Source organism: Armatimonadota bacterium (assembly GCA_031459715.1).
GTDB lineage: Bacteria > Sysuimicrobiota > Sysuimicrobiia > Sysuimicrobiales > Humicultoraceae > Humicultor > Humicultor tengchongensis.
Genome location: JAVKIA010000037.1, coordinates 1 through 26107, shown reverse-complemented (window position 1 = coordinate 26107; position 26107 = coordinate 1). Strand labels below are relative to the sequence as shown.

Here is a 26107-nt window from a genome sequence, read left to right as displayed (position 1 = left end):
TGATCACGCCGGTGGCCCTGGAGGAGGGGCTGCGCTTTGCCATCCGGGAGGGGGGGCGCACCGTGGGCGCCGGCGTGGTCACCGGGATCGTGGAATGAGCAGCCGCAGCAGGAGGGACCTCCCGGGAGCGGCCGGGGGAGTGGGCGCGGCGGTCGGTGGTCGGGCATGAAGCAGAAGATCCGGATCAAGCTCAAGGCCTTCGACCATAAGGTCCTGGACCAGTCGGCGGAGAAGATCGTGGACACGGTGAAGCGCACCGGAGCTCGCATCAGCGGACCGGTGCCGCTGCCCACCAGCCGCAGCGTCTTTACCGTGATCCGCTCCCCGCATATCGACAAGGAGTCCATGGAGCATTTTGAGCTGCGCACGCACAAGCGGCTGATCGACATCCTGGAGCCGACGCAGAAGACGGTGGACGCGCTGATGCACCTGGACCTCCCTGCGGGTGTGGACATCGAGATCAAACTGTAGGGCCATGCGGCGGTGGAGTGCACCGGGAGGCGGGGAACGTACCGACACGGCCATGGGGTGGGGGGCATGACGGCGATCGTAGGACGGAAGGTGGGCATGACGCAGCTCTTCGACCAGGCCGGCCACCTCGTGCCGGTGACCCTGGTGGAGGCCCCGCCCAATGTGGTGGTGGCGGTGAAGACCCGGGAGCGCCACGGGTACGAGGCGCTGCAGGTGGGTGTGGGCGAGGTCCGGGAGCGACGGCTCTCTCGGCCGCTGCGTGGCGTCTACGCCGGGGCCCGGGTCGCCCCCCAGCGGACCCTGCGCGAGCTGCGCGGCCCCAGCGGCGGGGTACAGCCGGGACAGACCATCACCGTGGAGGTCTTCCGCCCCGGCGATGTGGTGGACGTGACCGGCACCAGCCGTGGCCGGGGGTTCGCCGGCGCCATAAAGCGCCACGGCTTCGCCGGGCAGCGGGACACGCACGGCGTCTCCCTGATGCACCGGGCCGTGGGCTCCATCGGCTCGTCCAACGTGGGACGGGTCTGGCCCGGCAAGCGGATGCCGGGGCGGTTCGGCAACCAGCGGGTGACGGTCCGCGGGCTGCAAGTGGTGAAGGTGGAGCCAGAGCGAAACCTCATCTACCTGCGGGGCGCCGTCCCCGGGGTGCGCGGCGGCCTGCTGCTGCTGCGGGGTGCACGGGATCGGGGCCGGGCCGCCAGGAAGCGAGCCAAGGGCAGGGAGCGGGCGTGAGGATGCGGGCACCCCTGGTGGATGGTACGGGAGCGGCGCGAGGGGAGGTGGACCTCCCGGAGCGGGTATTCGGCGTGACCCCGCACCCCGCGGTAGTGCACGAGGTGCTGACCTGGCAGCTGGCCGGCCGGCGGCTGGGCACTCATGCCACCAGGACCCGCGGCGAGGTCCGTGGTGGGGGGCGCAAGCCCTGGCGGCAGAAGGGGACGGGGCGGGCGCGGCACGGCAGCCGGCGTTCCCCGCTGTGGGTGGGCGGGGGGATCGTCTTCGGTCCCCGCCCTCGCAGTCATGCCTACACCCTGCCCCGGCGGGTGCGCCGCCTGGCGGTGCGCTCGCTTCTGGCAGACCGGGCGCGGGCGGGGCAGCTCACGGTGGTCGAGGAGATACGCCTGCAGGCTCCCCGAACCAGGGAGCTGGCGGAGCTGCTGGCCCGTCTGGACCTGCGGGGAGAGCGGGTGCTCCTGGTAACAGCCGCGCACGACCCGGCGCTGGTCAGGGCCGCGCAGAACCTGCCACAGGTGCGGGTGCTGACGGCGCGCACGTTAAACGTGCACGACCTGCTGGCCTTTCCTCGCCTGGTCCTCACCCGCGACGCCGTGGACACGGTGCAGGAGGTGTGGGGCGATGAGCGCTGAGCCGCGGGAGGTGATCCGCCGCCCCATCCTCACGGAGAAGAGCATGCGGGGCGCGGAGGCCGGTAAGTACACCTTCGAAGTGGCTCCGGGCTATAACAAGCTGGCCATCAAGGCGGCGGTGGAGCAGCTCTTCAGCGTCCGTGTGGCCCGGGTGAACGTGCTGAACATCCCGGGGCGAGTCAAGCGCCGGGGGCAGCACCGCTACCGGGCGAGTGGACGGCGCAAGGCCATCGTCACGCTGCGGCCGGGAGACAAGATCGACCTGGAAAGCCTCACCTAGGCAAGGGGTGGCGGTTGGGCTATGGGCATCAAGAAATTCAAGCCGACGACGCCGGGACGGCGCTTCATGACCGTTCCCACCTTCGACGAGATCACCCGCACGGAGCCCGAGCGGTCGCTGGTGGAGCCGCTGCGGCGCACCGGCGGCCGGAACACGCAGGGCAAGATCACCGTGCGGCATCGGGGGGGCGGACACAAGCGCCTCTACCGGCTCATCGACTTCAAGCGGGACAAGGATGGGGTGGCCGCCCGGGTGGCCGCCATCGAGTACGATCCCAACCGCTCCGCGCGCATCGCCCTGCTGCACTACGCCGACGGGGAGAAGCGCTATATCCTGGCGCCGGAGGGGCTGCGGGTGGGACAGCAGGTCACCTCCGGCCCCGGCGCGGAGATCCAGCCGGGCAACGCCCTGCCTCTGCGCGATATCCCCGCGGGGACCATCGTGCACAACGTGGAGCTGCATCCCGGGCGCGGCGGGCAGCTGGTGCGCGCGGCGGGCAGCGGGGCGCAGATCATGGCCAAGGAGGGCGGTTTTGCCCACCTGCGCCTGCCCTCGGGCGAGGTGCGGCTGGTCTCCCTGGAATGCAAGGCCACCGTGGGTCAGGTGGGCAACGCGGAGCACGAGGCGATCAAGCTGGGCAAGGCCGGCCGGAAGCGGTGGCTGGGGTGGCGTCCCAGCGTGCGCGGGGTGGCCATGGACCCGGCCAGCCACCCCCACGGCGGTGGCGAGGGCCGCTCCCCGGTGGGGATGCCCGGGCCGGTCAGCCCCTGGGGCAAGCCGACCCTGGGCGCTAAGACCCGGCGGCGCAAGCCCAGCGACCGCCTGATCGTGAAGCGGCGCAGGTGACGGAGGACGTGATGGGACGGTCGAGGAAGAAGGGGCCCTTCGTGGACGCACACCTGCTGGAGAAGGTGCGGGAGCTCAACCGGTCGCGGGAGCGGAGGGTGATCCGGACCTGGTCGCGGCGCTCCACCATCCTTCCGGAGTTCGTGGGGCACACCATCGCCGTCCACGACGGCCGCAAGCACGTGCCCATCTACATCACCGAGCAGATGGTGGGGCACAAGCTGGGGGAGTTTGCCCCCACCCGTACCTTCCGCGGCCACGGCGCGCACACAGAGCGCACCACGGCGTTGAAGTAGGCGCGAGGGGGCACCAGGAGCAGGCAGGCGATGGAAGTCAAGGCGGTGGCCCGATACGTCCGCATCTCTCCACTGAAGGTGCGGCGAGTGGCGGAGCAGATTCGCGGCCGGCCGGTGGACGAGGCGCAGGCGCTGCTGCGCTTCATGCCGCACCGGGCGGCGCGGGTGCTGGAGAAGGTGCTCAAGTCCGCGGTGGCCAACGCACAGAACAACCTGGACCTGGCACGGAACGACCTGATCGTCACCCGGGCCTATGTGGACGCCGGCCCCTCCATGCGCCGTCTGGCGCCGCGGGCGCGGGGCCGCGTGGACGTGGTGACGCGGCGGAGCAGCCACGTCACAGTGGTGGTGGGGGAGAAGTCGTAGGGTGCAGCGGGCAAGGGGAGACCGGGGTCCCCGCAAACTCCTCATGCGAGTTTGCGGGGTGGTCTGGAGGTGAGGCGTGGGTCAGAAGGTGCATCCGGTGGGACTGCGCGTGGGAATCATCCGCGATTGGGAGTCGCGCTGGTACGCCCGGCAGATGGCACCGCTGATCCAGGAAGATCAGCGCATCCGCGCGTACATCAAGCGATCGCTCTTCCGGGCAGGGATCTCCCGCATTGAGATCGAGCGCGCGGCCAATCGCGTGCGCGTGACCATCCACGCCGCCCGTCCCGGCATCATCATCGGCCGGGGCGGAACCGGCATTGACGCCTTGAAGAAGGAACTGGAGGCCATGACCGGCAAGCAGCTCCAGCTCAACGTGCAGGAGATCCGCCGCCCGGAGCTGGAGGCGCAGCTGGTGGCGGAGAACGTGGCGCAGCAGCTGGAGCGCCGCGTCGCCTACCGCCGGGCGATGAAGCAGGCGGTCCAGCGTAGCCTGCGCGCCGGGGCCAAGGGCATTCGTATCGCCGCCAGCGGTCGCCTGGCCGGCGCCGAGATCGCTCGCTACGAGTGGTACCGCGAGGGCCGGGTGCCCCTGCACACGCTGCGCGCAGACATCGACTTCGGCGTGGCCGAGGCGCTGACCACCTACGGCCGCATCGGGGTCAAGGTCTGGATCTACCGGGGAGACATCCTCCCCGAGCCCAAGCGGACGGAGCTGGAGCACCGCCGGCCTCCGCGTCTGCAGCCTGCGGAGCCGCCTGCGGCAGAGGCGGGGGAGACGGTGGTCATCCCCTCGCGCACCCCGGCGGTAGCGGTCAGGCGGAGGGACGAGGATGCTGGCGCCTAAGCGCACCAAGTTTCGTAAGGCCCACCGGGGCACGAGGCGGGGGAAGGCCTTGGCCGGCTCCAGCGTCGCCTTCGGCCAGTTCGGGCTGCAGGCCCTTGAGCCGGCCTGGATCACCAGCCAGCAGCTGGAGGCGGCGCGGGTGGCCATCACCCGGTTTCTCAAGCGGGGGGGAAAGGTGTGGATCCGGGTCTTCCCGGACAAGCCGGTTACCAAGAAGCCGGCGGAAACCCGGATGGGCAGCGGCAAGGGCAACCCCGAGGGATGGGTGGCGGTGGTGCGGCCAGGACGGATCCTCTTTGAGCTGGCCGGAGTGGACGAAGAGGTGGCGCGGGAGGCCATGCGCCTGGCCGGGCACAAGCTGCCCATCAAGACCAAGGTGGTGACGCGGCCGGAGGTGGCGGCCTGATGCGGGCTGCAGCATACCGCGAGATGACGCCGGAGGAGCTGCGCAAGAAGCTGGACGACGCCCTGCGCGAGCTCTTCAGCCTCCGGGTCAAGGTCAGCCAGCAGCGCAACACCGGGCGGATCCGGGAGCTGCGCCGGGACGTGGCCCGGTTGAAGACCGTGCTGCGGGCGAAGGGGATGCGGGCGTGAGGGGAGAGCGAGGCAAGCGAAAGGAACGGGTGGGTGTGGTGATCAGCGACCGGATGGCAAAGACGCGGGTGGTGCGTGTGGAGTCGCTGCGCCGCCACCCGCTGTACAAGAAGGCCGTGCGCCAGGTGAAGACGCTGAAGGCGCACGACGCGGAGAACGCCAGCCGGGTGGGGGACGTGGTGCTCCTGGCGGAGACCCGGCCGCTCTCCAAGGAGAAGCGCTGGCGCATCGTGCGTATCCTGGAGCACCGCACCCTGCCGGCGGCCGTCCCGACCGGGGAGGCGGAGGCATGATCCAGCAGCAGAGCCGCCTGAAGGTGGCTGACAACACGGGGGCCCGAGAGATTCTGGTGATCCGCGTCCTGGGCGGCGGACAGCGGCGCTACGCCACCGTGGGAGACATCGTGGTGGGCAGCGTGAAGCAGGCCATCCCCAACAGCCCCGTGCGCAAAGGGGAGATCGTGAAGGCGGTGGTGGTACGCACGCGCAAGGAGGTACGCCGGCCGGACGGGTCCTACATCCGCTTCGACGACAACGCCGCCGTCCTGCTCACCCCTGATGGCCAGAACCCGCGGGGGACGCGCATCTTCGGCCCGGTAGCCCGTGAGCTGCGGGAGCGCCAGTTCATGAAGATAATCTCCCTGGCCCCGGAGGTGCTGTAGGCAGATGGCGGTGGCCTGGCGACAGCGGGTGCATGTGCGCAAGGGCGACACCGTGGAGGTGATCGCCGGGAGGAACCGGGGGAAGCGCGGGAGGGTGCTCAAAGTCTTCCCCAAGGACGGCCGGATTATCGTGGAGGGCGTGAACGTGGTGAAGCGGCACGCCAAGCCCACGCCCAAGCTGCCGCAGGGCGGCATCGTGGAGAAAGAGGCCAGGATCCCGGCGAGCCGGGTGATGCTGGTCTGCCCCAAGTGCGGCGAGGCGGTCCGCTACGGGCACGACTACCTGCCCGACGGCGGCAAAGTGCGCGTCTGCCGCCGCTGCGGCGAGCAGATCGGCTGAGGAGGCGTCGGTGGTGGCTGCGCGATTGAAGGAACGCTACCGGCAGGAGGTGGTTCCCCGGCTGCGGGCCCGCTTCGCCTACCGGAACGTGATGCAGGTGCCGCGGGTGGAGAAGGTGGTGGTGAACATGCGGGTGGGTGAGGCCACCGCCGACCCGCGGCAGATCGACAAGGCGGTGGAGGAGCTGGCCCTGATCACCGGGCAGCGGCCGTTGGTGACCCGGGCCAAGAAGTCCATCGCCAACTTCAAGTTGCGGGCCGGGGTGGCCATCGGCGCCAAGGTAACGCTGCGCGGGGAGCGGATGTACGAATTCCTGGACAAGCTGTTCAATGTAGCCCTGCCGCGGATCAAGGACTTCAAGGGCATCTCGGAGCGGGCCTTCGACGGCCGGGGCAACCTGAACATCGGGGTGAAGGAGCAACTCATCTTTCCCGAGATCGACTACGACCGGGTGGACAAGATTCGCGGTATGGACATCACCGTGGTGACCACCGCCCGCACGGACGAGGAGGCGCGGGAGCTGCTGCGCCTGCTGGGGCTGCCGCTGCGGGAGGGGGCGTCGGTCGGCTGAGGGGGAGCGATGGCGAAGAAGGCCTTGCTGGAGAAGTGGCAGCGCACTCCGAAGTTCAAAGTGCGCGCTTACTCGCGCTGTCTGCGCTGCGGCCGGCCGCGGGCCGTCTTCCGCAGGTTCGGCCTGTGCCGCATCTGCCTGCGGCAGCTGGCCCACCGGGGGGAGATTCCCGGCGTGGTCAAGGCCAGCTGGTGACGTCGAGGAGGCGGCCATGGGTGGTGTGGTCACCGATACCATTGCAGACATGCTGACGCGCATTCGCAACGCCAGCGCTGCGCGGCACGAGACCGTGGACGTCCCGGCCAGCCGGCTGAAGTGGGAGATAGCGCGGATCCTCAAGGAGGAGGGATTCATCGCCGATGTGCAGCGCATCCACCGCGGCCCACAGGGCATCCTGCGCATTACCCTGCGCTACGGCCCGCGGCGGGAACCGGTGCTCACCGGCATCCGCCGGGTGAGCCGTCCCGGGTTGCGTGTGTACTCTCGCCGCACGGAGATCCCCCGGGTACGTGGCGGCCTGGGCGTGGCCATTCTCTCCACCTCCCGCGGGCTTATGACCGACCGGCAGGCGCGGCGGCAGGGGGTGGGAGGGGAGGTGGTGGCCTATGTCTGGTAGACCCGGAGGGCACACGGGAGGGAGCAGGCCGTGTCGCGGGTAGGACGGGCACCCATCCCCATTCCTCCAGGGGTGGAGGTGCGCGTGGAGGGGTCGCATGTCTCGGTGCAGGGCCCCCGGGGCACCCTGGAGCGGACCTTCCACCCGGATGTGCGCGTGGAGCTGCGGGACGGCAACCTGATGGTGACGCGGGCCTCGGACCAACGGCAGCATCGCGCCCTGCACGGGCTCACCCGCGCCCTGCTGGCCAACATGGTGCGCGGCGTGACCGAGGGCTATCGCCTGGAGCTGGAGATCCAGGGCGTCGGCTACCGCGCCAGCAAGCAGGGGGAGACCCTGGTGCTCACCGTGGGATACGCGCACCCCGTGGAGGTGGTGCCTCCTCCCGGGATCACCTTCGAGGTCCCGGCCCCCACCCGGATCGTGGTCAGCGGCATCGATCGGGAGCTCGTGGGCCAGGTGGCGGCCCGCGTGCGCGCCGTCCGTCCCCCCGACCCCTACAAGGGCAAGGGCATCCGCTACCTGGGAGAGCGGGTCCGGCTCAAGCCAGGGAAGGCGGGGCGCACCGCTGCTGGCGGCAAGGTGTAGGGGCGGACGATGCTGAGGCGAACGGACCGCAACCTCTTGCGGAAGCGGCGGCACCTGCGGGTCCGCCAGCGGGTGAGCGGGACGGTGACGCGACCCCGTCTGGTGGTCTTCCGCAGCCTGGGGCACATCTACGCACAGGTCGTCGACGACGGACAGGGTCACACCCTGGCCGCGGCCTCGACGCTCGACCCGGAGCTGCGCGAGCAGGTAAAAGGGAAGCGGAAAGTGGAGGCCAGCCGAGTGGTCGGCGAGCTGATTGCCCGGAGGGCGCGGGAACGAGGCATCACCCGGGTCGTCTTCGACCGCGCCGGGTATGCCTACCACGGGCGGGTCAAAGCCCTGGCCGAGGGGGCGCGCGCCGGCGGGCTGGAGTTCTGAGCGGGACCAGGAGGGGAGGCGGGGAGTGAGCGAGCGCATCGACCCAAATACGCTGAACATCACCTATGAGAAGGCGGTGTGGATCAACCGCGTGGCCAAGGTGACCAAGGGGGCCAAGCGCTTCAATTTCAGCGCGCTGGTGGTCGTGGGCGACGAACAGGGGCATGTGGGGGTCGGGCTGGGCAAGGCGGCCGAGGTGCCGGACGCCATCCGCAAGGGCGTGGAGGACGCGAAGAAGCATCTTTTCGCCGTCCCCCGCGTCGGGCAGACCATCCCCCACGACGTGGTGGGGTCCTACGGAGCGGCCCGCGTGCTGCTCAAGCCTGCGTCTGAGGGCACCGGAGTCATCGCCGGTGGGCCGGTACGGGCGGTGCTGGAGGCCGCCGGGATCAAGGACATCCTGACCAAGTCGCTGGGCTCGAGCAACCCCATCAACCAGGCGCGGGCCACGGCGGCGGGGCTGCTGGCTCTGCGCCGCCCCGAAGATGTGGCGGCGATCCGGGGCAAGCGCCTGGAGGAGCTCATGGGGCGGCGGCGCCTGCGCGAGGCTGTGCGCTAGGCCGCCAGGGAGGCAGACGATGTTGACGATCGACACCCTCAGACCAGCGGCGGGTGCTCGGCGGCGACGGCGCCGCGCAGGCCGGGGCCTGGGATCGGGGGCGGGGGTCTACGCCGGCCGTGGCCGGAAGGGGCAGAAGGCGCGGGCGGGACGGGGACCGCGTCCCGGGTTCGAGGGCGGGCAGACGCCGCTCTCCAAGCGGCTGCCCTTCCGCCGCGGCGTGCGCGCCGCAGGCAGCGTGATGACCGGCGGCCCTCCGCGGCAGCGCCCGGAGGAGGTTCCCGTGCGCGTCCTCAACCGCTTTCCTGCGGGTTCCCTGGTGACGGTGGCCACCCTGGTGGCGGCGGGTCTGGTGGAGCGCGGGCCGGTGAAGGTGCTGGGCGGCGGGCGCCTGACCCATCCCCTGGTGGTGCGGGTGCAGGCTTTCTCCCGCGGGGCCCGGGAAGCCATCACCGCGGCGGGGGGCAGGGCGGAGGTCGTCCCCTGATGCAGGTGCGCTCCCTCTCCAACCCCCTGCGCATCCCCGATCTGCGACGGCGGCTGCTGTTCACCGCCTTCATGCTGGTGCTCTACCGCCTGGGGGCGCACCTCCCGGTGCCCGGGGTGGACGTGCGGGCGCTGCAGCAGCTCTTCCAGCAGCAGGGCAGCCTCTTGTCCTTCTTCGACCTTTTCGTCGGCGGGGCGCTGTCCAACTTCGCCATCTTCGCTCTGGGGGTCTTCCCCTACATCACCGCCTCCATCATCTTCAGCCTGCTGCAGGTGGTCTTCCCCCGGCTGAAGGAAATGGCCACGGAGGAGGGGGAGGCTGGAAGGCGCAAGATCGGGCAGTACACCCGCTACCTCACCGTGGTCCTGGCCATCCTCCAGGGCATCGGCCAGATGTACCTGATCCGCAGCCAGAACGCCATCCCCGATCCCCGTCCCCTCGTCCTGGGGACGATCGTCACTACCCTGGTGGCGGGGACCATGCTCCTCACCTGGATGGGAGAGATCATGACCGAGTACGGCGTGGGCAACGGGGTCTCCCTGATCATCTTCGGGGGCATCGTCGCCCGCCTGCCGGATCAGGTCGGCCGCACCCTGGTGCTGCTGCGGGCAGGCGAGCTGGGGCCGCTGGCCTTTTTCCTGGATGTGGCCATCGTTCTGGTGTCCATCGTCGTGGTGGTGGGCGTCACTCAGGCCACGCGCAAGATCCCGGTGCAGTACGCCAAGCGGGTGGTGGGGCGGCGCGTCTACGGCGGGCAGTCCACGCACCTGCCCATGAAGCTCATCCAGGCAGGTGTCATCCCTATCATCTTCGCCATCTCCGTCCTGCAATTTCCCCAGACCATTGCCCAGTTCGGCCGGTGGGAGTGGTTGCAGCGCCTGGCCGCCGTGGTCCTGCCGGGAGGGTCCTATCTGGGCGACGCCCTCTACTTCGCCCTGATCATCATCTTCACCTACTTCTACACCGCGGTCTCCTTTGACCCGCACGACGTGGCTAACAACATCAAGAAGTACGGCGGCTTCATCCCCGGTATCCGGCCGGGCCGGCCGACCAGCGACTACCTCACCCGGGTCACCGAGCGGCTGACCTTCGTGGGGGCGCTGGTGCTGGGCCTGATCGCCGTGGTGCCCACCCTCTTCCGGGGTCCCGCGGCCCTTGGGGGTGGGGCTATCACTTTCTACCTGGCGGGGACCTCCCTGATTATCGTGGTGGGAGTGGCACTGGAGACCATGAAGCAGATCGAGGCCTACGTGCTCATGCGCCACTACGAAGGCTTCATGCGATGAAACGCCCCGGGGCGTCGCCCGCCGCATTCCTGGGGGCCCTGGCTGCCCGTGGGCGATGGATCTGATCTTCTTCGGGCCCCCGGGAGCAGGCAAGGGGACGCAGGCGCGGCTGCTGCAGCAGCGGCGGGGGATAGTGCAGATTGCCACCGGCGACATCCTGCGTGAGGCCGTGGGGGCGGCCACTGCGCTGGGGGTTGAGGCGAGACGGTACATGGACCGCGGCGAGCTGGTGCCGGATGCGGTGATGGTGGGTATCGTGGAGGCGCGGCTGCGCCGCACCGATGCCGCCGCGGGGTTCGTGCTGGACGGCTTCCCCCGCACGCTGGCGCAGGCGGAGGCGCTGGAGGAGCTGCTGGCTCGACTGCAGCGGAGGATCCACCGGGCAGTGTACTTCCAGGTAGGCGCAGAGACGCTGGTGCGCCGGCTGGGTGGGCGGCGGGTGTGTCGGGCGGCGGGCCACATCTACCACGTGGAGTTCACCCCGCCGCGGCAGCCGGGCATCTGCGACCTGGATGGCAGCCCGTTGGACCAGCGGGAAGACGACCGGCCGGAGACCATCCGGCGGCGCATGGAGGTCTACCAGGCGCAGACCGCGCCTGTGCTGGAGTTCTACCGCGCCCGGGGTGTCTACGCCGCACTGGACGCTGAAGGAACGGTGGAGGAGGTCTACACCCGCCTGGAGGCGGCGCTGGGCCTGTGAAGCCGCGGCCGGCACTGGTGGTGGTGAAGACCGCCGAGGAGATCGCCCGGATGCGGAGGGCGTGCCGGCTGGCCGCGAGGGCGCTGCAGCTCGTGCTGCAGGCGGTGGCTCCCGACGTTTCCACGGGTCACCTGGACCGCCTGGCGGAGACATTCATCCGGGACCACGGAGGGGTGCCTTCCTTCAAGCACTACCGGGGGTACCCGGCCAGCATCTGTGTCTCGGTCGACGAGGAGGTGGTGCACGGGATCCCGGGGAGGCGCCGTCTGCGTCAGGGGAGCATCGTCTCCATCGACCTGGGGGTTTACCTGGACGGCTTCCACGGCGACGTGGCCCGGACCGTCCCCGTGGGCGACGTGGACGAGGAGACGTACCGCCTGCTGCGGGTGGCCGAGGAGGCGCTGGCCGCCGGGATCCGGGAGGCGCGGGAGGGCCGGACCACGGGGGATGTGGGCTGGGCCATCCAGCAGGTGGCGGAAGGTGCGGGGTTCTCCGTGGTCCGCGACTTCGCCGGCCACGGGATCGGGCGTGAGCTGCACGAGGGCCCGGAGGTGCCCAACTTCGGCACGCCAGGAGCCGGGGTCCCCCTGCGCCGCGGCCTGACCCTGGCCATCGAGCCCATGGTGAACGCGGGGGGGAGTGAGGTGGTCGTCCTGGAAGACGGCTGGACCGTACGCACCCGGGACCGCCTTCGCTCAGCGCACTTCGAGCACACCGTGGCCGTGGACGTGAACGGCGCCGAGGTGCTGACCTCGCTGGACTGAACGGCCGGCCTCCCATATACTAGAAACTTGTGGCTGCGGACGCTGCGAGGGGGATTCTGGGAAGCCTGGTGACGTCGCGCGCCGGGCGCGACCGGGGGGACCGGTACGTGATCATCGCCACCCTGGGGCATGATATGGTCCTGGTGGCCGATGGAGAGAGGCGCGGCGTGCACCGACCCAAGAAAAAGAACGTGAAGCACCTGGTTGTGCACGGCGTGGTGCCGCAGCTGGCGGCCAAGCTGGCCCGCGGGGAGATGCCGGCCGACGAGGAGATCCGGCAGGTGGTGGCCCAGGCGGGCGGGGAGAGGCCGCCCGCCCAGGCTGCGAGAACTGGAAGCTGATGGCCAAGAAAGACCTGATCGAGGTGGAAGGGACGGTGGTGGAGGTCCTGCCCAACGCCATGTTCCGTGTGGAGCTGCAGAGCGGCCACCGGGTGCTGGCGCACATCTCCGGGAAGATGCGGATCCACTTCATCCGTATTCTCCCCGGCGACCGGGTGAAGGTGGAGCTGTCCCCCTATGATCCCAGCCGGGGCCGCATCACCTATCGATATCGATGAACGGGGTGCGAGGATGAAGGTACGGGCGTCCGTTCGCCGGATGTGCGAGAAGTGCAAGATCGTCAAGCGCGGGCGGCGGTTGCTGGTGATCTGCGAGAACCCCAAGCACAAGCAGAAGCAGGGTTAGGGAGGCGGGCATGGCACGCATCGCAGGGGTAGACCTGCCACGGGAAAAGCGGGTGGAGGTGGCGTTGACCTACATCTACGGGATCGGGCTCAGCCGCGCCAGGCGGATTCTGGAGGCCACCAACGTCAGCCCGGACACACGGGTGCGCAACCTGACGGAGGAGGAGATCACCCGGCTGCGGGAGTTTATCGACCGCCACTTCAAGGTGGAGGGAGACTTGCGCCGTGAGGCGGCCATGGACATCCGCCGCCTGACCGAGATCGGTTCCTACCGCGGGCTGCGTCACCGTCGCGGTCTGCCCGTACGCGGGCAGCGCACGCGCACCAATGCGCGCACGCGCAAAGGCCCCAGGAAGACGGTGGGCGTGCGACGCGCGCGGACCACACCCACGGGCAAGGCCTGAAGTCGGGAGGCACGGGAATGGCACAGCGACCGCGAAGCCGGCGCAGGGAACGGAAGAATGTGCCCACCGGGGTGGCGCACATCCAGTCCACGTTCAACAACACCATCGTCACCATCGCCGACCCCCAGGGGAACGTGCTGGCCTGGGCCAGCGCCGGAACGTCTGGGTTCAAGGGGTCGCGCAAGGGGACGCCCTTCGCCGCGGGCCTGGCCGCGGAAGCGGCGGCGCGCAAGGCGATGGAGCACGGAGTGCGCCAGGTGGAGGTCTACGTCAAGGGGCCGGGGGCCGGACGGGAGGCGGCCATCCGCTCGCTGCAGGCCGCCGGGCTGGAGGTCAACCTCATCAAGGACGTGACCCCCATCCCGCACAACGGGTGCCGGCCGCCCAAGCGCCGCCGGGTCTAGGGCGCGGGGCCGCAGGGAGGATCTTATGGGGCAGTTCACCACAGCAGTGTGTCGCCTGTGCCGCCGGGAGGGGATGAAACTCTACCTCAAGGGCGAGAAGTGCTACACGGAGAAGTGCCCGGTGCACAAGCGCCCTACCCCACCGGGGATGCACGGTGCGCGGCCCACCAGGCGCAAGCCCAGTGAGTTCGGCATGCGGCTGCGGGAGAAGCAGAAGCTGCGCCGCATCTACGGCATCTATGAGACCCAGTTCAAGAACTACTTCCAGCAGGCGGCACGGGCCAAGGGCGTCACCGGCACACGCCTGCTGCAACTTTTGGAGATGCGCCTGGACAACATCATTTACCGGCTGGGGCTGGCGGCCTCCCGCCGGGAGGCGCGGCAACTGGTGGCCCACGGCCACATCACCGTGGACGGGCGCAAGGTTACCATCCCCGCCTATCAGGTGCGGCCCGGGCAGACGGTGAGCCTGAGCGAGCGGGGGCGGAGGCACGCCCGGGTGAAGGAGGTGCTGGGTGCGCCGCCCCGCGCCGTCCCCTCCTGGCTGGAGGTGTCCGCCGACCGCAGCGCCGGCCGGGTGCTGGCGCTGCCAGCGCGGGACGAGATCGACGTCCCCGTGCAGGAGCAGTTGATCGTGGAGTACTACTCGCGGTAAGGGCGCCACAACCCCCGCAGGGCGTGTCGCTGTCCCGGGGGTGGCGCCAAGGAGGGCAGGATGAGCATTGCCACGCTGTGGGAGACGTCCAGGCCGAAGGTGGAGTACGCAGAGCTCTCCGACACCTACGGCAAGTTCGTGGTGGAGCCGCTGGAACGGGGGTTCGGCATCACCCTGGGGAACTCGCTGCGCCGCGTCCTCCTCTCCTCCATCCCCGGCGCCGCCGTTACCTCCGTGAAGATCGAAGGGGTGCTGCACGAGTTCAGCACCATCCCCGGGGTGGTGGAGGACGTCACGCAGATTATCCTCAACCTGAAGGAACTCACCCTGAAGTTGCACACCGACAAGCCCAAGCTGCTACGTCTGGAGGTGGCGGGGAAGCGTGAGGTCACCGCCGCGGACATCCAGCCTGACGCCGAAGTGGAGATCCTTAACCCTGACCTGCACATCGCCACGCTGGACAAGCGAGACGCCCGCCTGGCCATGGAGCTCATGGTGGAGCGGGGACGGGGGTATGTGCCGGCGGAGCGGCAGCGCAAGAGCGAGCACGTCATCGGCGTAATCCCGGTGGACTCCATCTTCTCCCCCATCCACAAGGTGAACTACCTGGTGGAAGACGCCCGGGTGGGGCAGATGGCCACCTTTGACCGCCTCATCCTGGAGGTGTGGACCGACGGCTCTATCCGGCCGGAGGGGGCAGTGCAGGAGGCGGCGCGCATCCTCATCGACCACTTCCGCCTCTTCTCCGGCATGGGGGAGGAAGCGGAGGCGCAGGCGCTGGAGGGCGGGCCGGACGGGGAGCTGAGCCGCCTCTACGCCATGCCCATCGAGGAGCTGGACCTCTCCGTGCGCCCCTACAACTGCTTGAAGCGCGCCGGCATCAACAGCATCGGCGACCTGGTGCAGCGCACGGAAGAGGAGATCGTCAACGTGAAGAACTTCGGCCGCAAGTCGCTGGACGAAGTGAAGGAGAAGCTGGCCGTCCTGGGCCTGAAGCTGCGGGACAAGGAGTAAGGGGTTAGAGGTCATGGGGCTGAGAGCCAAGGGCCGGAAGCTGGGCCGGGACACGGGGGAGCGCACGGCGCTCTTTCGACAGCTGCTGGCGGCGCTGATCCTGCACGAGCGGATCGAAACCACAGAAGCCAAGGCCAAGGAGACCAAGAAGATCGCTGACGGGCTGATCGCTCTGGCTGTGCGCGGCGACCTCCAGGCGCGGCGGCAGGTCGGCCGGCTGCTCACCGACCCGCGGGCGCGCAAGCGCCTCTTCAGCGAGATCGTGCCGCGGTACCAGCCGGGGCGAGGAGGCTACACACGGGTCCTGAAGACCAGGCGGCGTCGCGGCGACAGCGCGCCCATGGCCCTGGTGGAACTGGTTTCCCCCTGACCCCCCTGATCCAGGTCGAGAACCTCTCCTACGTCTACAACCCCGGGACCCCGCAGGCGGTCGTCGCCCTCGACGACGTCTCCCTGCAGCTGGAGCGCGGCGAGTACGTGGCCCTGGTCGGAGCCAACGGCTCGGGCAAGTCCACCCTGGCCAAGTGCCTCAATGCCCTGCTGGTGCCCACGAGCGGCAGGGTCCTGGTGGACGGGTTGGACACGCGGGACCCACACGTCGTCTGGCAGGTGCGGCAGCGGGTGGGGATGGTCTTCCAGAATCCGGACAACCAGCTGGTGGCCACCGTGGTGGAGGAGGATGTGGCCTTCGGACCGGAAAACCTGGGTCTGCCACCGGCGGAGATCCGCCGCAGGGTGGAGGAGGCGCTGCGCATCGTGGGGATGTGGGAGCACCGCCGCCACGCGCCACACCTGCTCTCCGGCGGGCAGAAGCAGCGCGTGGCCATCGCCGGGATGCTGGCCATGCGGCCCTCCTGTCTCATCCTGGACGAGGCCACCGCGATGCTGGACCCGCAGGGGCGGGCGGAGGTACTGCAGACCGTGGCCCGCCTCACCCGCGAGGAGGGCATCACCGTCGTGCACATCACCCACGCCATGGAAGAGGCGGCCCTGGCCCGCCGCATGGTGGTCCTGGCCGGTGGACGGGTGGTGCTGCAGGGCACTCCCGCCGAGGTCTTCGAGAAGCCTGAGATCCTGCGCCGGCTGCAACTGACACTGCCCCCGGCGGCGGCGCTGGGGCGGCAGCTGCGGGCGGCCGGGTTACCCCTGCGCGGCCCCCTGACCACGGTGGACCAGCTGGTAGACGCCCTCACCGCCCTGGCGGCGGCGCGACGCTCATGATCGAGGTGCGCGACGTCCACCACGTCTACCTGAGGGACTCGCCGCTGGAGGCCACGGCCCTGCGCGGCATCACCCTGACCATCAGGGACGGGGAACGGGTCGGCCTGATCGGTCCCACCGGTTCGGGCAAGTCCACGCTGGTGCAGACTATGAACGGGCTGATCCGCCCCACCGCCGGCACCGTCCTGGTGGACGGGGAGGACATCTTCGCCCCCCACACCGACCGCCGCCGCGTGCGCCAGAAGGTGGCTCTCCTCTTCCAGTACCCCGAGCAGCAGCTCTTCGAGGAGAGCGTGGCCCGGGACGTGGCCTTCGGCCCGCGCAACCTGGGCCTGCCGGAGGAGGAGGCACAATTCCGCGCGCGCGAAGCCCTGCGGGCGGTGGGCCTGGACCCTGACCGGTTCGGCCCGCGGTCGCCCTTCACCCTCTCCGGGGGGGAGATGCGCCGCGTGGCCCTGGCCGGGGTGCTGGCCATGTCCCCCCGTGTCCTCATCCTGGACGAGCCCACCGCCGGGCTGGACCCGCAGGGCAAGGCGGAGTTCCTGCGGCTGATCCTGCAGCTGCACGCGGAGCGCGACCTGACCATCATCCTGATCAGCCACAGCATGGACGAGATCGCCCAGACCGTGGAGCGGGTGATCGTCCTGGACCAGGGGCGCGTGGTCATGGACGGCCCGACGCGGCAGATCTTCGCCCGGGCTGACGAGCTGGAACGGCTGCACCTGGGTCTTCCCCAGACGGCACAGATCCTGCACCGCCTGAGGGCTCGCGGCCTGCCCGTGCGCACTGACCTGTTGAGCGTGGAGGAGGCACGCGCCGAGCTTCTGCGCGTGCTGCGTCCGGTCTGATGGAGCTGGTCCGCTACGTCGCCATCGGGCAGTACCTGCCGCGGGACTCGGTGGTGCACCGCCTCGACCCGCGGACGAAGATCGGCGTGACCACGCTGGCCATGGTGGCCATCTTCATCATCCCCAACTTCAGCGGGTACGGCCTTCTGGCCGCGCTGCTGCTGGGGCTGTTCGTGCTGGCGCAGATCCCGCTGGGGTACGCCGCCCGCAGCCTGCGGCCCATCCTCTTCCTCCTGCTGCTCACCTTCGTCCTCAACCTGTTCTTCAGCGGCGTGCGCGACGGGACCGTGCTGCTACGGCTGGGTCCGCTGGTGATCACCGCCGAAGGGCTGCGCCGGGCGGCGTTCATCGGCCTGCGCCTGATCCTGCTGGTGGTGGCCACCTCGCTGTTCACCTACACCACCTCGCCCATGGCCCTCACCGACGGCATGGAGCGGCTGCTTCGTCCCCTGCGGCGCATCGGTGTGCCCGGGCACGAGTTGGCCATGATGATGTCCATCGCCCTGCGCTTCATCCCCACCTTACTGGAGGAGACGGAGCGGATCATCAAGGCGCAGATGGCCCGGGGCGCGGAATTCCAGCGGGGCGGTCTCCTGCAGCGCGCCAGGGCCTTGCTTCCCATCCTGGTGCCGCTCTTCGTCTCGGCCTTCCGCCGCGCCGACGAGCTGGCCCTGGCCATGGAGGCCCGAGCCTACCGTGGGGGAGAGGGACGGACCCGGATGAGGGAGCTGGCCTTCACCTGGGAGGACGGGGTGGCCTGGGCGGTGGCGCTGGCCGCTGCGGCCGTGGTCCTGGCGCCCCGCTGGCTGGGACTGCCATGACCCTCGTGCACCCCCTGCGCACCGTCAGGCTGACCCTGGAGTATGACGGGACGCACTTCGTGGGCTGGCAACGCCAGGCGCAGGGCCGCTCGGTGCAGGCGGAGGTGGAGCGGGCGGTGGCGGCGCTTACCCAGGCGCCCGCCCGCGTGGTCGCTGCCGGCCGCACCGACGCCGGTGTGCACGCCCTGGGACAAGTGGCGCACTTCCGCACCACCAGCTCCCTGCCCCTGGAGCGGATTGTCGCCGGCCTGAACGCGCTCCTGCCTCCCGACGTCGCCGTGCGGGAGGCCGCCGAGGCGCCCGCCCAGTTTCACGCCCGGCGCGACGCCCGCTTCCGCGTCTACCGTTACGTCATCCTCTGCCGCCCCACCCCCTCGGCCCTCCTGCACCCGTATGCCTATCACGTGCGGGCGTCCCTGGATCGGGAGGCCATGCGTCAGGCCCTGACCCGACTCACGGGGGCGCACGACTTTCGGGCATTTTGCGCCCTAGGTACCCCATCTGGGAGCAGCGGGTGCAGGCTTCTCCACGCCGACCTGGCCGAGCGCGGCGACCTCCTCCTGTTCACCTTCGCCGCCGACCGCTTTCTGCGGCACATGGTCCGGATGATGGTGGGGACGCTGCTCAGGGTGGGCCGCAACGCCCTCTCCCCCGAGGACGTCACCCGGTTCCTGGCCTCCGGGAGCGGCGGAAGCGCGGGTCCTGCCACCCCGCCGCAGGGTCTCTACCTGGTGTACGTCGGCTACTGACGGAGCCAGAGGTTGACCCGCAGGGCTGCGGGCGGTCGGTGCTATAATGTCCGCGGGCCCGTAGCTCAAGGGTAGAGCAGCGCCCTCATAAGGCGCCGGTTCCTGGTTCGAACCCAGGCGGGCCCACCATCTCTGCACTGGACGCGTTCCGTCGCCTGTGTCGCCACGCCGCAGCGGACCTTCTCGCAATCTGGCCCGGGGAGGGGTGACCGGCTACCGGGCCGAGGTGCCCGGGGATGCCTGAGCTGCCCGAGGTTGAGGTCCTGGCCCGGCATCTGCGCCCTCATCTCCTGGGCCAGACCATCCGGCGCGTACAGGTGCTCTCGCCTGCGACGGTCCGCTCTCCCCGGGCGGACCGCTTTGCCCGGCTTATCCGCGGCCGGACCGTGCGGGGCGTGAGTCGGAAGGGGAAGTACCTCCTGATAGCGCTCGACGGGGCCATGTTCCTGGCCGTCCACCTGTGCATGACCGGGGACCTGGTGGTCGTACCTCGCAGCCGGCCGCTGCACCCCCATACCAGGGTGGTCCTGGGCCTGGATGGGGCCGACCTGAGGTTTCTCGACCAGCGCCGCTTTGGCAGCATGGCTCTCCTGCCCGGCAGGGCGCTCCCGGCCTTCCCCACCCTGAAGCGCCTGGGTGCAGAGCCGTTGGGGGTAGCTTTTACCCTGGAGCGTTTCCGGGCCCTGCTGCGGCCCCGCCGCGGCGGACTCAAGGCGCTCCTGCTGCGCCAGGAGGTCGTGGCCGGCATCGGGAATCTGTACGCGGACGAGATCCTCTTTCAGGCCCGGCTGCATCCAGGGCGGCGGGTGGAATCCCTCAGGCTGGGGGAGGTGCGGCGGCTCTACCGGGCGGTGCGGCATGTCCTGCGGCGGGCGGTACTCGGGCTGGCCCGCGCGGGCGATCCTGGAGGGGTGCTGCTGCCCGTGCGGCAGGAGGGGGCTGCTTGCCCGCGGTGTGACGGCAGGCTGGCCGGGCTGCGACTGGCGGGGCGAACCACGGTCTTCTGTCCGTCCTGCCAGGGTTAGCGTGTTCGGGCGTCGAGCACGGGTGTTTTGGGCAAACACATGAAACGTGAGGTGGAGCCATGGGCGAACATGAGCGCACCGGGGTCTTCCGCCTGGGTCCGCCTCCAGTCCGGGACCCGCAGGAGATCTTTCGCTACGCCTATCAGGCCCTGGCGGAGAAGGGGTACAGTCCCGTGGACCAGATTGTCGGCTACCTCCTTTCGGGGGACCCGACCTACATCACTAGCCACCGGGACGCGCGGACGGTGATCCGGCAGGTCGACCGGCTGGTCCTGCTGGAGGAGCTGGTACGTACCTACGTCCAGACCAAGCTGCAGCCGTAACTCGTACAGAAACACGGCAGCGAGGCAGCGCATCCGAGGAGGCAGGCGTGGAACGGATCGTCATCACCGGCGGACGACCCCTACGCGGAACCGTGAAGGTCTCCGGCGCCAAGAACTCTTCCCTGGCCATCGTCGCCGCCGCCTGTCTGGCGCCGGATGTCTCCGTCCTGGAGAACGTCCCCCACTGTCAGGACGTCCTCACCCTGCAGGCCATCCTGGAGGACCTGGGGGTGCGCTTCGTCTTTGCCGGCAGCCGGATGATCGTGGACGCGCGCGGTCTGGATCGGGCCACACCGTCGTACGACCTCTGCCGGCGCATGCGCGCGTCCTTCTACACCGCGGGGCTGCTGCTGGCGCGCATGGGCCGCGCGGAGGTCCCGCTGCCGGGTGGCTGCTCCATCGGCACCCGCCCCGTGGACTTCCACATGCGCGGGTTCGCTGCTCTGGGAGCGGAGGTGATTACGGAGCACGGCTACATGAAGGCGGGATTCGCCCGGCGCGCCCGGGGAACTCAGTTCTACGTCCCCCGCAGCAGCGTGGGCACCACCATCAATCTGATGATGGTGGCCAGCACCGCCCGGGGGATGACGGTGCTGCAGAACGCCGCGCGGGAGCCTGAGGTGGTCGACACCGCCGTCTTCCTCAACCTCATGGGCGCCCGCATCCGCGGCGCCGGCACGGACACCGTGACCATCCGCGGTGTCCCCGCGCTGCACGGCGCGCAGTATGCCATCATTCCCGACCGCATCGAAGCCGGCACCTACCTCCTCTGCGGGGTGGCCACCCGCGGCGATGTGATGGTGGAGGGGCTGATCCCCGAGCACTTCCAGGCTCTGCTGACCAAGCTGCAGGAGGCCGGCGCGGAGGCGGTGGTGGAGCCAGACGGGGTGCGCGTTCGCATGAGCGGGGAGCTGCAGGCCATCGATGTGGACACGGCGCCCTATCCGGGATTCGCCACCGACCTGCACCCGCCGCTGGCCGCGGCGCTGACCCGCGCCCGTGGCACCTCCACCATCCGGGAGACCATCTACGACTCCCGCTTCGGCTACGTGGAGGAGCTGCGGCGGATGGGGGCGCAGATGCGCGTGGATGGCGATACCCTGCACATTCACGGGGTGGAGGAGCTGTCCGGCGCGCCCGTCGAAGCGCGGGACATCCGCGGGGGTGCCGCCGTGGTCATTGCGGCCCTGAGCGCGCAGGGAACCAGCGAGGTCACCAACGTGGAGAACCTGGACCGGGGCTACGAGGGGCTGGTGCAGAAGCTGCAGGCTCTTGGCGCCCGGGTGGACCGGGTGGCTGCGGAGGTCGTGCGGGAGGTGGTCTGAGCCGGGGCGAGCGGTCCTGCGCGGGTACCTTTACTCTGGTGACGTCCTTACGGGGGACGGCTGAAGTGACTCATGATCAGCCAGAGGAAGAGCGCCATTGCCGCGACACCCAGGATGAGCAGGAAGAAGGTGTTCTGCAGTTCCGTCGCGGGTTGAGGCGGAGCGGCCTGGGCGAGTGTGATCATCCCTGCTCACTCGCAGGCGGAGTTCATCAGACACGCTTCCTCCCTTAACCATGTTTATATGCCCAGGTGCAAGCCGCTACAGACCCTGTCCCCCCGACATGCGAACGTGCTGTCCGGCTTCTGCCGCGGCAGGGGAAAGGCCCTTCCCCGGGCCGCCCAGGTACGCCTCCCGCACGCGGGGGTCACGCTGGATGACCTCAGGGGGCCCCTCGGCGATCTTCTCGCCGTAGTGCATGACGATCAGGCGGTCGCAGAGCTGCATCGCCACCCGCATGTTGTGCTCAACCATCAGGAGGGTGAGGCCTTCGTCACGCAGGGCTCGAATGAGGACGATGATCTCCTCGATCTCCCTGGCCGTTAGGCCGCCCAGGGGCTCGTCCAGCAGGATCACCTGGGGGTCGAGGGCCAGGGCCCTGGCCATCTCCAGCCGGCGCTGAAGTCCCAGGGGTAGGGCCCGCGCCGGAACTTGGGCATAGGACCCAAGACCAACCCGGTCCAGCAGAGCCCACGCGCGTGCCTGAATGGGGGCAGTCAGGCTGCGGCCTACTGCGGCCCAAGCGCCCGGGTAGACGCGGTGACCGAGGGGTACCACGACGTTCATCAGGACCGACAGCCCCGAGAAGGGCCGGGTGATCTGGAAGGTCCGTCCCACGCCCATGCGGGCGATCGTCGATGGTGGCAGCCCGGTGATCGGCCTTCCGCGCAGCAGGACCTCGCCGCGGTCCGCGGAGAGGAGACCCGAGATGATGTTAAACAGGGTGGTCTTGCCGGCGCCGTTCGGGCCGATGATACCGACGATCTCTCCGCCTCGGACCTGCAACGAGATCTCCCGGACCGCCCACAGGCCGGCGAAGCGCTTGGCTACCCCGCGGACCTCAAGCAGCGGGACATTCTCCGCTGGGGCGTGCCCGGTCCCGGGTCCGGCGGGCACGAAGGGCACCTGAGGCGGGGCCTCAGGGGGTGCGCGGCGCCGATCGATGAGTCGGCCAAGCCAGGAGTGTGCTCCCAGCAGGCCTGCGGGCTGATAGCGCATGACGAGCACCAGGGTGGCCCCATAAAGGAGCATCCGGTACTCGCTAACGGCACGGAAGACCTCGGGAAGCACCGTGAGCAGGATAGCCCCTGCGATGGCCCCCCGTAGCGTGCCCAGTCCTCCAACCGCCACCATGCTGAGGACGGCCACCGAGGAGAGGAACCCGAAATCCCGATACTCCACGAACTGGATGAAATGCGCGTAGAGACCCCCGGCCAGACCGGCGATGGCGGTTCCCACCACGAAGGCTGCGATCTTGAACCGGCGGGTGTCGACGCCGCAAGCCTCCGCGGCCACCTCGTCCTCACGCAGTGCTGCCCAGCCCGTGCCCAGCCAGGAGGCTCTCAGCCGCAGATCGAGGGCCACAAGAGCGGCCACCACCAGCCCTACCAGCGCCAGATACCCTGGCTTGGTAATGGGTACGCCGAGCAGCGTCGGGGGGAGAACTCCGCTGATCCCCAGGCTGCCCCCGAAGAACGGCATGTACAGGAAGATCGAGACCACAACGAAGTTGATCCCGATGGTCGTGATGGCCAGGAAGTCTTCCCTCAGGCGGATGCTGATTGTGCCCAGTGCGCCGCCGATGACCGCGGTGATCAGGGTCGCCAGGGGAAGCGCCTCCCAGAAGGAGAGGCCGTAACGCGTGACCAGAATGGCCTGGGTGTAGGCGCCGATCCCCCAGAAGGCCGCGTGGCCGAGGTTAGGCTGGCCTGCATACCCTGCGATGATGTTCAACCCGATGGCCAGGACGACGAAGATCCCGGCGGTGATGGCGACGGTGACGTGGTAGAGGCCGAAGGCGATGGGCACGGGACTACCGCTTGCCGAACAATCCCTGCGGTCGGACCAGCAGGATCAGAATAAGGGCAATGAATGCCAGGGCATCCCGCGGTAGCAGACCGATGGTGCCGATGGCTACCGCCTCCACCACTCCCAAGAGCAAGGAAGCCACCACAGCACCTGTGTAGGAACCCAGGCCGCCCAGCACGATGATGGCAAGACCCTTGTATGCTGGCATGTCCCCCATGGTGGGCTCCACGGCGTTGAAGAAGATTCCCACCAGCACCCCTGCGGCGCCGGCCAGCGCCGAGCCCACGAGGAAGTTGAGCCCCACCGCCCGGTTCACATCGACGCCGCTCATCTGCGCCATCTCCAGGTCCTCCGCCAGCGCCCGCCATGCCAGGCCGACCTTCGTCCGGGTGAGCACCCACCAGGTCAGCGCCAAAAGCGGCACCCCCACAGTGACCACGAGCAGTTGGGCGGAGGTGAGAGCGACAGCACCAAGCGCGACGGACGGCACTGGAACCCGTACGGAGAAGGCGAGGGAGTAGGGGCCGGCTGCGATGCGGAGCAGGTCCTCCAGCGCGATGAATAGTCCAATGCTAGCGATAAGGGGGATGATCCGTGGCTGAGGGAGGAGGGGCAGGTAGATCCAACGCTGCACGATCACCCCGGCCAGCCCGCTGACTGTCATGGCCAGGAGGAAGGCCAGTAGCAGGCTACCCGTGTGCGCATACGCCACCAGCCCGGCGTAGCCGCCCAACACATAGATGCCGGCGTGGGCCACATGCAGGATACGCAGCGCGCCGTAGACCAGGGTCAGCCCCAGGGAGATGACGGCATAGATCGCCCCCATGGTCAAACCGTTGATGACCTGCTGCCCAAGCATACAAGGCCCCCGGATGCAGTGCGGCGGGTCCCTCCCTGTCCGGCGTCGCCTCCGATCGGTCTATGCCGTGCCGGAGGCGACCGACCGTCAAACTCCAGGATCTGGTGCCGCCCTAGGGTGGCGTGATAATCTCTGGGTCGGTGATCACGCCGAAGTACCGGAACTGGCCGCCCTTCACCATCTGGACCTGGATGGGCTTGATCGTCTCCCGCGAAGCTGTAAAGGACAGCACTCCTGTGACGCCATTAAAGTTACGGGTGGCGGCGATGGCATCTCGCAACTTGGCTGGGTCCGTGGTGCCCGCCCGCCTCAGCCCGTCCACAATGATGCGCAGCGCGTCGTAGGCTGAGGCGCCCACCATGTCCGCCTCCATCTTGTAAGCGGCCCGGTAGTCCCGGAGGAAGGCCTGCACCACCGCTCGGGGGTCGTCTCGGTTGAGATTGGTCACGATGGCGACGCCTTCGGCCGCCGGTCCGGCCAGCTCCAGAAACTTGGGCGAGTCGAATCCCTCTTCGCCCAGGATCTGCGCGCGCACTCCCAGCTGGCGTATGGCCCGCACAATGAGGGCTGCCTCGTTGAAGTACCCGCTGACGAAGACCAAGTCGGGATTCATGCCGCGCACGCGGGTGACGTGTGGAGCCATATCTTTCTCGCCCAGGGGATAGATGACTTCGCCCACGATGTTCAGGCCGATCTTGGCTCCCCGCTCGCGGAACCCCTGAGCCAGGGCCCGGCCGAAGTCGTTATCCATGGTCATCATGGCAACGCGCTGGGCGTTGAAGTACAGCCGGGCGGCCTCGGCGGCACCCGCACCTTCCACCGGTCCCAGAAAGCCGACGCGGAAGACATAGGGGCCGGCCTTCGTGATGTCCGGATGCACCGCGTACGCCACGACGAAGGGCACACGGTTCTGCTGGAAGATGGGTGCTGCTCCCCTGGTGGCGCCGCTATACGATCCGCCTACGGCGGCTACCACTCGGTCACGCTCGATCAGACGCTGCGCTACCGCTACCCCCTGCGGAGGAGCGGCCTGGTCGTCGTAGACCACCAGCTGGATCTGGCGGTCCAGGACGCCCCCGGCGGCGTTGATTTGCTTGACGCCCACCTCCACCGCCTGGCGGACGCTTAGGCCGTCAGGCGCGGCAGGGCCGGTAAGCGGCGCGCTGAGACCGATGGGAATCGGCCCTCGCTGAGCCAGCACGTCGTGGACACCGGTGAGAGCAAGGATCAGCAGGAGAGCAAGTAGGGTTCGCCGTCCCATACTTCCCACCTCCTTACCGCGCAACTAACGCCCATATATCTAAGAATAGGGTTCGCGTGGCGACGCCCCATACCTCTCGAGGGCGCGCCACCCTGGCCGAGGGATCCTGCTGTCTTCGCTCCTCCGGCTGGAGGCCAATACAAGGTCCGGCCCGGGCACCCACGGAGGTCAGGCCCGGCACGTTAATGATAGCTCCTCCCTGGGCACGTCTCCGGGCGGGCCGAGAGTCTCCAGACTTGTGTAAGAGAGGAGGGAAATTGGCAGCCGGGTACTCAGGAATTTCATTGTGGTGGGCGAGGCAGGATTTGAACCTGCGTCCTCCTCCGTGTAAGGGAGGCGCTCTGCCGCTGAGCCACTCGCCCGGCGACCCGAGTATATCAGCCCTCTCCGGGATGGCGTTACGCCATCACCTTACCTTTGTGGCCCCTAAATACCCGATTAAATGCCGGGTTCATGGCAGATTTTCAC

General features: G+C 69.2%; 42 protein-coding genes and 2 tRNA genes. 39 read left to right on the top strand and 5 right to left on the bottom strand.

Features of this window, described 5'->3' with window-relative positions:
* Window positions 1–165: 165 nt before the first annotated feature.
* From rpsJ to murA, 39 genes are all read left to right on the top strand, one after another.
* Window positions 166–471, top strand: a complete 306-nt coding sequence (gene rpsJ, locus QN152_11650) for a 30S ribosomal protein S10 (protein MDR7540162.1) — start codon at window positions 166–168, stop codon at window positions 469–471.
* A 66-nt stretch (window positions 472–537) separates the two neighbouring features.
* Window positions 538–1203, top strand: a complete 666-nt coding sequence (rplC, locus tag QN152_11645; GenBank protein MDR7540161.1) for a 50S ribosomal protein L3 — start codon at window positions 538–540, stop codon at window positions 1201–1203.
* Between the two features lie 2 nt (window positions 1204–1205).
* The gene (gene rplD / locus QN152_11640) at window positions 1206–1838 is read left to right on the top strand and encodes a 50S ribosomal protein L4 (GenBank protein MDR7540160.1); all 633 of its coding nucleotides are present in this window, start codon (window positions 1206–1208) and stop codon (window positions 1836–1838) included.
* Entirely contained in the window at window positions 1828–2118 is a 291-nt protein-coding gene (gene rplW / locus QN152_11635) for a 50S ribosomal protein L23 (protein ID MDR7540159.1), read from the top strand. The genes rplD and rplW overlap by 11 nt, the downstream gene beginning before the upstream one ends.
* Before the next feature lie 21 nt (window positions 2119–2139).
* Window positions 2140–2964 (top strand): 50S ribosomal protein L2, encoded by an 825-nt coding sequence (rplB, locus tag QN152_11630; GenBank protein MDR7540158.1) that lies wholly within the window; start codon window positions 2140–2142, stop codon window positions 2962–2964.
* An 11-nt stretch (window positions 2965–2975) separates the two neighbouring features.
* Window positions 2976–3260, top strand: coding sequence for a 30S ribosomal protein S19 (gene rpsS / locus QN152_11625; GenBank protein ID MDR7540157.1), 285 nt, complete (start codon window positions 2976–2978; stop codon window positions 3258–3260).
* A gap of 30 nt (window positions 3261–3290) precedes the next feature.
* Window positions 3291–3626: a 50S ribosomal protein L22 gene (gene rplV / locus QN152_11620; protein ID MDR7540156.1), complete on the top strand. Its 336-nt coding sequence runs from the start codon at window positions 3291–3293 to the stop codon at window positions 3624–3626.
* Between the two features lie 76 nt (window positions 3627–3702).
* Complete coding sequence (gene rpsC, locus QN152_11615) at window positions 3703–4473, top strand: 30S ribosomal protein S3 (GenBank protein MDR7540155.1); 771 nt, start codon at window positions 3703–3705, stop codon at window positions 4471–4473.
* Complete coding sequence (gene rplP / locus QN152_11610) at window positions 4460–4879, top strand: 50S ribosomal protein L16 (protein ID MDR7540154.1); 420 nt, start codon at window positions 4460–4462, stop codon at window positions 4877–4879. The genes rpsC and rplP overlap by 14 nt, the downstream gene beginning before the upstream one ends.
* Complete coding sequence (gene rpmC, locus QN152_11605; protein ID MDR7540153.1) at window positions 4879–5067, top strand: 50S ribosomal protein L29; 189 nt, start codon at window positions 4879–4881, stop codon at window positions 5065–5067. The genes rplP and rpmC overlap by 1 nt, the downstream gene beginning before the upstream one ends.
* On the top strand, window positions 5064–5360 hold the full coding sequence (rpsQ, locus tag QN152_11600; protein MDR7540152.1) for a 30S ribosomal protein S17: 297 nt from the start codon (window positions 5064–5066) through the stop codon (window positions 5358–5360). The genes rpmC and rpsQ overlap by 4 nt, the downstream gene beginning before the upstream one ends.
* On the top strand, window positions 5357–5728 hold the full coding sequence (gene rplN / locus QN152_11595; protein ID MDR7540151.1) for a 50S ribosomal protein L14: 372 nt from the start codon (window positions 5357–5359) through the stop codon (window positions 5726–5728). Before rpsQ ends, rplN begins: the two co-directional genes overlap by 4 nt.
* Before the next feature lie 4 nt (window positions 5729–5732).
* Window positions 5733–6068 (top strand): 50S ribosomal protein L24, encoded by a 336-nt coding sequence (gene rplX / locus QN152_11590; protein MDR7540150.1) that lies wholly within the window; start codon window positions 5733–5735, stop codon window positions 6066–6068.
* A 13-nt stretch (window positions 6069–6081) separates the two neighbouring features.
* Window positions 6082–6639, top strand: coding sequence for a 50S ribosomal protein L5 (gene rplE / locus QN152_11585; protein MDR7540149.1), 558 nt, complete (start codon window positions 6082–6084; stop codon window positions 6637–6639).
* Between the two features lie 9 nt (window positions 6640–6648).
* On the top strand, window positions 6649–6834 hold the full coding sequence (locus tag QN152_11580) for a type Z 30S ribosomal protein S14 (protein ID MDR7540148.1): 186 nt from the start codon (window positions 6649–6651) through the stop codon (window positions 6832–6834).
* A gap of 16 nt (window positions 6835–6850) precedes the next feature.
* Window positions 6851–7255, top strand: a complete 405-nt coding sequence (rpsH, locus tag QN152_11575; GenBank protein MDR7540147.1) for a 30S ribosomal protein S8 — start codon at window positions 6851–6853, stop codon at window positions 7253–7255.
* Window positions 7256–7285: 30 nt separating this feature from the next.
* Window positions 7286–7843 carry a 50S ribosomal protein L6 gene (gene rplF / locus QN152_11570; protein ID MDR7540146.1) on the top strand — a complete coding sequence of 186 codons (558 nt, stop codon included), beginning with the start codon at window positions 7286–7288 and terminating at the stop codon, window positions 7841–7843.
* A 9-nt stretch (window positions 7844–7852) separates the two neighbouring features.
* Window positions 7853–8221, top strand: a complete 369-nt coding sequence (gene rplR, locus QN152_11565; protein MDR7540145.1) for a 50S ribosomal protein L18 — start codon at window positions 7853–7855, stop codon at window positions 8219–8221.
* 25 nt (window positions 8222–8246) lie between these two features.
* Window positions 8247–8780 carry a 30S ribosomal protein S5 gene (gene rpsE, locus QN152_11560; protein ID MDR7540144.1) on the top strand — a complete coding sequence of 178 codons (534 nt, stop codon included), beginning with the start codon at window positions 8247–8249 and terminating at the stop codon, window positions 8778–8780.
* 19 nt (window positions 8781–8799) lie between these two features.
* Window positions 8800–9267, top strand: a complete 468-nt coding sequence (gene rplO / locus QN152_11555; GenBank protein MDR7540143.1) for a 50S ribosomal protein L15 — start codon at window positions 8800–8802, stop codon at window positions 9265–9267.
* Window positions 9267–10553: a preprotein translocase subunit SecY gene (gene secY, locus QN152_11550; GenBank protein MDR7540142.1), complete on the top strand. Its 1287-nt coding sequence runs from the start codon at window positions 9267–9269 to the stop codon at window positions 10551–10553. The genes rplO and secY overlap by 1 nt, the downstream gene beginning before the upstream one ends.
* Before the next feature lie 55 nt (window positions 10554–10608).
* Window positions 10609–11253 (top strand): adenylate kinase, encoded by a 645-nt coding sequence (locus QN152_11545; protein MDR7540141.1) that lies wholly within the window; start codon window positions 10609–10611, stop codon window positions 11251–11253.
* 14 nt (window positions 11254–11267) lie between these two features.
* Window positions 11268–12017 carry a type I methionyl aminopeptidase gene (gene map, locus QN152_11540; protein ID MDR7540140.1) on the top strand — a complete coding sequence of 250 codons (750 nt, stop codon included), beginning with the start codon at window positions 11268–11270 and terminating at the stop codon, window positions 12015–12017.
* Between the two features lie 68 nt (window positions 12018–12085).
* A complete protein-coding gene (locus tag QN152_11535; GenBank protein ID MDR7540139.1) occupies window positions 12086–12358 on the top strand; it encodes a KOW domain-containing RNA-binding protein in 273 nt (90 codons plus the stop codon).
* Window positions 12358–12576, top strand: a complete 219-nt coding sequence (gene infA / locus QN152_11530) for a translation initiation factor IF-1 (GenBank protein MDR7540138.1) — start codon at window positions 12358–12360, stop codon at window positions 12574–12576. Before QN152_11535 ends, infA begins: the two co-directional genes overlap by 1 nt.
* A gap of 13 nt (window positions 12577–12589) precedes the next feature.
* Window positions 12590–12703, top strand: coding sequence for a 50S ribosomal protein L36 (gene rpmJ / locus QN152_11525; GenBank protein ID MDR7540137.1), 114 nt, complete (start codon window positions 12590–12592; stop codon window positions 12701–12703).
* Between the two features lie 10 nt (window positions 12704–12713).
* On the top strand, window positions 12714–13106 hold the full coding sequence (gene rpsM, locus QN152_11520; protein MDR7540136.1) for a 30S ribosomal protein S13: 393 nt from the start codon (window positions 12714–12716) through the stop codon (window positions 13104–13106).
* A 17-nt stretch (window positions 13107–13123) separates the two neighbouring features.
* On the top strand, window positions 13124–13510 hold the full coding sequence (rpsK, locus tag QN152_11515) for a 30S ribosomal protein S11 (GenBank protein MDR7540135.1): 387 nt from the start codon (window positions 13124–13126) through the stop codon (window positions 13508–13510).
* Between the two features lie 25 nt (window positions 13511–13535).
* The gene (gene rpsD / locus QN152_11510) at window positions 13536–14165 is read left to right on the top strand and encodes a 30S ribosomal protein S4 (protein ID MDR7540134.1); all 630 of its coding nucleotides are present in this window, start codon (window positions 13536–13538) and stop codon (window positions 14163–14165) included.
* 75 nt (window positions 14166–14240) lie between these two features.
* Window positions 14241–15179 carry a DNA-directed RNA polymerase subunit alpha gene (locus QN152_11505; GenBank protein ID MDR7540133.1) on the top strand — a complete coding sequence of 313 codons (939 nt, stop codon included), beginning with the start codon at window positions 14241–14243 and terminating at the stop codon, window positions 15177–15179.
* 13 nt (window positions 15180–15192) lie between these two features.
* Window positions 15193–15549: a 50S ribosomal protein L17 gene (rplQ, locus tag QN152_11500; GenBank protein ID MDR7540132.1), complete on the top strand. Its 357-nt coding sequence runs from the start codon at window positions 15193–15195 to the stop codon at window positions 15547–15549.
* A complete protein-coding gene (locus QN152_11495) occupies window positions 15546–16400 on the top strand; it encodes an energy-coupling factor transporter ATPase (protein ID MDR7540131.1) in 855 nt (284 codons plus the stop codon). Before rplQ ends, QN152_11495 begins: the two co-directional genes overlap by 4 nt.
* Window positions 16397–17248, top strand: a complete 852-nt coding sequence (locus QN152_11490; GenBank protein ID MDR7540130.1) for an energy-coupling factor transporter ATPase — start codon at window positions 16397–16399, stop codon at window positions 17246–17248. Before QN152_11495 ends, QN152_11490 begins: the two co-directional genes overlap by 4 nt.
* Window positions 17248–18069 (top strand): energy-coupling factor transporter transmembrane component T, encoded by an 822-nt coding sequence (locus QN152_11485; protein ID MDR7540129.1) that lies wholly within the window; start codon window positions 17248–17250, stop codon window positions 18067–18069. Before QN152_11490 ends, QN152_11485 begins: the two co-directional genes overlap by 1 nt.
* Complete coding sequence (truA, locus tag QN152_11480) at window positions 18066–18818, top strand: tRNA pseudouridine(38-40) synthase TruA (GenBank protein MDR7540128.1); 753 nt, start codon at window positions 18066–18068, stop codon at window positions 18816–18818. Before QN152_11485 ends, truA begins: the two co-directional genes overlap by 4 nt.
* 54 nt (window positions 18819–18872) lie before the next feature.
* Window positions 18873–18947: transfer RNA gene (locus QN152_11475), tRNA-Ile, on the top strand.
* Between the two features lie 107 nt (window positions 18948–19054).
* Window positions 19055–19843 carry a DNA-formamidopyrimidine glycosylase family protein gene (locus QN152_11470; protein ID MDR7540127.1) on the top strand — a complete coding sequence of 263 codons (789 nt, stop codon included), beginning with the start codon at window positions 19055–19057 and terminating at the stop codon, window positions 19841–19843.
* Window positions 19844–19902: 59 nt separating this feature from the next.
* Entirely contained in the window at window positions 19903–20166 is a 264-nt protein-coding gene (locus QN152_11465) for an IreB family regulatory phosphoprotein (GenBank protein MDR7540126.1), read from the top strand.
* 47 nt (window positions 20167–20213) lie between these two features.
* Window positions 20214–21491: a UDP-N-acetylglucosamine 1-carboxyvinyltransferase gene (murA, locus tag QN152_11460; GenBank protein ID MDR7540125.1), complete on the top strand. Its 1278-nt coding sequence runs from the start codon at window positions 20214–20216 to the stop codon at window positions 21489–21491.
* 47 nt (window positions 21492–21538) lie between these two features.
* Here the strand turns inward: murA and QN152_11455 are convergent, their stop codons facing one another.
* The 5 genes from QN152_11455 to QN152_11435 all read right to left on the bottom strand — a co-directional run bounded on the left by QN152_11455 (window position 21539) and on the right by QN152_11435 (window position 26001).
* Window positions 21539–21676 (bottom strand): hypothetical protein, encoded by a 138-nt coding sequence (locus QN152_11455; protein MDR7540124.1) that lies wholly within the window; start codon window positions 21674–21676, stop codon window positions 21539–21541.
* A gap of 76 nt (window positions 21677–21752) precedes the next feature.
* Window positions 21753–23519 (bottom strand): branched-chain amino acid ABC transporter ATP-binding protein/permease, encoded by a 1767-nt coding sequence (locus QN152_11450; GenBank protein MDR7540123.1) that lies wholly within the window; start codon window positions 23517–23519, stop codon window positions 21753–21755.
* Between the two features lie 4 nt (window positions 23520–23523).
* Window positions 23524–24378 (bottom strand): branched-chain amino acid ABC transporter permease, encoded by an 855-nt coding sequence (locus QN152_11445; protein ID MDR7540122.1) that lies wholly within the window; start codon window positions 24376–24378, stop codon window positions 23524–23526.
* 112 nt (window positions 24379–24490) lie between these two features.
* The gene (locus QN152_11440; GenBank protein MDR7540121.1) at window positions 24491–25639 is read right to left on the bottom strand and encodes an ABC transporter substrate-binding protein; all 1149 of its coding nucleotides are present in this window, start codon (window positions 25637–25639) and stop codon (window positions 24491–24493) included.
* Between the two features lie 287 nt (window positions 25640–25926).
* A tRNA-Val gene (locus tag QN152_11435) sits at window positions 25927–26001 on the bottom strand.
* Between the last annotated feature and the right edge of the window lie 106 nt (window positions 26002–26107).